Genomic DNA, 4,171 nt, shown 5'->3' on the forward strand with positions numbered 1-4,171 from the left:
GATCAGGATCGCGTTCTTCGCCGACAAGCCCACCAGCACGATCAAGCCGATCTGCGTGAAGACGTTGTTGTCTCCATGGCTCAGCCAGACGCCGGTCATCGCCGCCATCAGGCCCATGGGCACGATCAGGATGATCGCCACCGGCAGGGACAGGCTCTCGTACTGCGCCGCCAGCACCAGGAACACCAGCAGGATCGCGAGCGGGAACACCCACACCGCGGAATTGCCGGCCAGGATCTCCTGGTAGGTCAGCTCGGTCCATTCGTAGCTGATGCCCGGGGGCAGCGTCTCCGCCGCGATGCGCGCGATCGCGTCCTGCGCCTGGCCGGTCGAGTAACCGGGAGCCGGGCCGCCGTTGATGTCGGCGGACAGGAAGCCGTTGTAGCGCATCGCGCGTTCCGGGCCGAAGCTCGGCTGGACCTTCATCAGCGCCGACAGCGGCACCATCTCGCCCGAGGCCGAACGCACCTTCAGCAGGCCCACGTCCTCGGCGCGCGCGCGGTAGGCGGCGTCCGCCTGCACCCGCACGGTATAGGTGCGGCCGAACTTGTTGAAGTCGTTGACGTAGAGCGAGCCCAGGTAGATCTGCATCGTGTCGAACACGTCCGTGACCGCCACGCCCAGCTGGCGCGCCTTGGTGCGGTCCAGGTCGGCATACAGCTGCGGCACGTTGACCTGGTAGCTGGTGAACATGCCGGCCAGCTCGGGCGCCTGCTGGGCCTTGGCCATGAAGGCCTTGACCGCCTGGTCGAGCGCCTCGTAGCCCAGGCCGCCCTTGTCCTCGAGCTGCAGCTTGAAGCCGCCGGTCGTGCCCAGGCCCTGCACCGGCGGGGGCGGGAACATCACGACGAAGGCGTCCTGGATCTGCGCGAACTGCGCGTTCATGTTGCCCGCGATCTCGCCCGCGGACAGGCCCTTGCCGGTGCGCTGGTCGAAGGACTTGAGCGACGCGAACACGATGCCCGAGTTGGAGCTGTTGGTGAAGCCGTTGATCGACAGGCCCGGGAAGGAGATGGCGTGCTCCACGCCCGGCGTCTTCATCGCGATCTCGCTCATGCGGCGGATCACGTCCTCGGTGCGGTCCAGCGTGGCGCCATCCGGCAGCGTCGCGAAGCCGATCAGGTACTGCTTGTCCTGCGCCGGCACGAAGCCGCTGGGCACCGCCTTGAACAGGCCCACGGTCAGGCCCAGCAGGCCGCCGTAGACGACCAGCATGATCACCTTGCGCGAGATCGCCTTGGTCACGCCGCCGCTGTAGGCCTTGGCGCCGCGGTTGAACAGCTTGTTGAAGCCGCCGAAGAAGCGGCCCAGCACCTTGTCCATCGCGCGGGTCAGCCAGTCCTTGGGCTCGTCGTGGCCCTTGAGCAGCATCGCGGCCAGCGCGGGCGACAGCGTCAGCGAGTTGACCGCCGAGATCACCGTCGACATCGCGATCGTCAGCGCGAACTGCTTGTAGAACTGCCCCGTCAGGCCGGTGATGAAGGCCAGCGGCACGAACACGGCCACCAGCACCAGCGCGATCGCGATGATGGGCCCGGAGACCTCGCGCATCGCGCGGTAGGTCGCTTCACGCGGACTGAGGCCGGACTCGATGTTGCGCTCCACGTTCTCGACCACCACGATGGCGTCGTCGACCACGATGCCGATGGCCAGCACCAGGCCGAACAGCGACAGCGCGTTGATCGAGAAGCCGAAGAGGTGCATCACCGCGAAGGTGCCGATGATGGACACCGGCACGGCCAGCAGCGGGATGATCGACGCGCGCCAGGTCTGCAGGAACAGGATCACCACCAGCACGACCAGCGCCACCGCTTCCAGCAGCGTGTGGATCACCGATTCGATGGACGCCCGCACGAACTGCGTCGGGTCGTAGACGATCGAGTAGTCGACGCCTTCGGGCATCGCCTTCTTCAGCTCCGCCATCGTGGCGCGCACGTTGTTGGAGATCTCGATCGCGTTGGAGCCCGGCGCCTGGAAGATCGGGATCGCCACCGCGGACTTGTTGTCCAGCAGCGAGCGCAGCGCGTATTCCGACGCGCCCAGCTCGATCCGGCCCAGGTCGCGCAGCCGCGTCACCTGGCCGTTGGCACCGGACTTGACGATGATGTCGCCGAATTCCTGCTCGCTGTTCAGGCGGCCCTGCGCGTTGATCGGCAGCTGCAGGTCGATGCCCTGCAGGCCGGGCGACGCGCCGACCACGCCGGCCGCGGCCTGCACGTTCTGCTCACGGATCGCCTGGACCACGTCGCTGGCCGACAGGCCATGCTCGGCGACCTTCTGCGGGTCCAGCCAGATGCGCATCGAGTAGTCGCCCGAGCCGAACAGCTGCACCTGCCCCACGCCCTGGATCCGCGCCAGGCGGTCCTTGACGTTGAGCACCGCGTAGTTGCGCAGGTAGGTCATGTCGTAGCGGTCGTTGGGCGAGAGCAGGTGCACGACCATGGTCAGGTCGGGGCTGCTCTTGACCGTGGTCAGACCGAGCCGGCGGACTTCCTCGGGCAGGCGCGGCTCGGCCTGCGAGACGCGGTTCTGCACCAGCTGCTGCGCCTTGTCCGGGTCGGTGCCCAGCTTGAAGGTCACGGTCAGCGTCATGAGGCCGTCGGTGGTGGCCTGGCTGCCCATGTAGAGCATGCCTTCGACGCCGTTGATCGATTCCTCGAGCGGCGTGGCCACGGCTTCGGCGATGACCTTGGGGTTGGCGCCGGGGTACTGCGCGCGGACCACGACCTGGGGCGGCACGACCTCGGGGTATTCCGAGATCGGCAGCACCCGCACCGCGAGCAGGCCCGCGACGAAGATCAGCACCGACAGCACGCCCGCGAAGATCGGGCGGTCGATGAAGAATTTGGAGAGATTCATGTCAGTCTTTCAGATCGACTGGGAATGGAAGGCGGTGCCGGGCCGCGCCGAAGCGCTCCCGACCCGCTGACGGCCACGACGGCGGCCCGGAGGCGATCCGGTCCGCGGCATGCCGTCAGGATTTGTCGGCCTTCGCCGCGCCGTCCTTGGCCTGGAGTTCCGCCTTGGCGTTCATCGGGACCAGGGTGGGCGCCACCAGCGCGCCGGGACGCACCCGCTGCAGGCCGTTGACGACCACGCGCTCGTTGGGCTTCAGCCCGGTGGTGACGATGCGCAGCCCGTCGACGTTGGCGCCGAGCTGCACCTCGCGGTAGCTCAGCGTGTTGTCCGCGCCGACCACCATCACGAAGCGCTTGCTCTGGTCGGTGCCGACGGCGCGCTCGTTGACGAGCACCGCCGGACGCGACTTGGCCTGGCCCAGGCGGATTCGGGCGAACTGGCCCGGGATCAGCGCGCCGTCCTTGTTGTCCAGCACCGCGCGCACCCGCACCGTGCCGCTGCGGGCATCGACCTGGTTGTCGATCAGCTGCAGCTTGCCGTTGAACGGCGTGTCGGCGGTCGCGGCGGTGCCGATCTGCACGGGGATGCTCGAGAGGTCGCCCGCGGCGCCCGTCCCGCCCTTGGCGTTGCCATGCAGCTCGTTCAGCGCGCGGGCGACGGTGCGCTCGTCGGCGTCGAAGCTGGCGTAGATCGGGCTGACCGAGACCAGCGTCGTCAGCACCGGTGCGCCGGGGCCGGCCGCCACCAGGTTGCCCTGCGTGACTTCCAGCTTGCCGACGCGGCCGGCCACCGGCGCGCGGACCTGCGTGTAGCCCAGGTTCAGCTTGGCCGACTGCAGCGCCGCCTGCGCCGCGCGCAGGTTGGCATTGGCCTCGTTGGCGGCGTTGCTGCGCTCGTCGAGCTCACGCTGCGCGATGGCGCGCTCGCTCCACAGGCGGGTGGAGCGCTCCAGCTCGCTCTTCGTGTAGCTGACGCGGGCCTGCGCGGCCAGCACCTGCGCCTCGGCGCGGTCGACCTCGGCCTGGTAGGGCGCGGGGTCGATGGTGATCAGCAGATCGCCGGCCTTGACCAGCGCCCCTTCCCGGAAGTGCACCGACTGCACCGCGCCCGACACCCGGGCGCGGACGTCGACGCGCTCGACGGCCTCGAGGCGGCCGGAGAACTCGTCCCAGGCCGCGACGTCCTGGCTGGCGACGGTGGCGACGGACACGGGGATCGCCTGCGGCGCGCCCGACGGTTGATTGGCGACCGCCTGCTGGCTGTGCAGGCCGACGACGAGAGCCCCGACGACCGCGGCGACGGCGGTGAGCGA

General features: G+C 69.0%; 2 protein-coding genes. Both read right to left on the bottom strand.

All coding sequences use genetic code 11. From position 1 onward, the window contains the following. A partial coding sequence (locus FUT87_RS01205) for an efflux RND transporter permease subunit (protein ID WP_147239824.1) occupies positions 1–2,859 on the bottom strand: 2,859 nt, incomplete at its 3' end. Between the two features lie 115 nt (positions 2,860–2,974). Then, positions 2,975–4,171 (bottom strand): efflux RND transporter periplasmic adaptor subunit (locus FUT87_RS01210; RefSeq protein WP_147239825.1); only part of this gene is annotated, 1,197 nt, incomplete at its 5' end.

It is taken from the genome of Mitsuaria sp. TWR114, assembly GCF_007997345.1.